Origin of the sequence: Bacillus cereus group sp. N24 (assembly GCF_016483345.1) — a bacterium.
In the GTDB taxonomy this organism is placed as follows: Bacteria; Bacillota; Bacilli; order Bacillales; family Bacillaceae_G; genus Bacillus_A; species Bacillus_A toyonensis.
Genome location: NZ_JAEHCA010000112.1, coordinates 1 through 345 on the forward strand (window position 1 = coordinate 1; position 345 = coordinate 345).

The following is a 345-nucleotide window of genomic DNA, read 5'->3' on the forward strand; positions in this document are numbered from 1 at the left end:
ATTCGAACCCCCGCGCGACTCTCGCCGCCTGTCGGTTTTCAAGACCGATCCCTTCAGCCGAACTTGGGTATACCTCCGAGATATAAACTTTGAGTGGTGGACCTTGTAGGACTCGAACCTACGACCGGACGGTTATGAGCCGTCTGCTCTAACCAGCTGAGCTAAAGGTCCTTATGGTAGCGGCGGAGGGGATCGAACCCCCGACCTCACGGGTATGAACCGTACGCTCTAGCCAGCTGAGCTACACCGCCATAAGTAATATAAAAATAAGTGGAGCCTAGCGGGATCGAACCGCTGACCTCCTGCGTGCAAGGCAGGCGCTCTCCCAGCTGAGCTAAGGCCCCA

General features: G+C 56.5%; 3 tRNA genes. All 3 read right to left on the reverse strand.

Annotated features, from left to right (window positions below):
- Nucleotides 1-94 precede the first annotated feature (94 nt).
- Nucleotides 95-171 (reverse strand) — tRNA-Ile (locus JDS95_RS30600).
- A gap of 3 nt (nt 172-174) precedes the next feature.
- A tRNA-Met gene (locus JDS95_RS30605) sits at nt 175-251 on the reverse strand.
- 20 nt (nt 252-271) lie between these two features.
- A tRNA-Ala gene (locus tag JDS95_RS30610) sits at nt 272-344 on the reverse strand.
- Nucleotide 345: the final 1 nt, after the last annotated feature.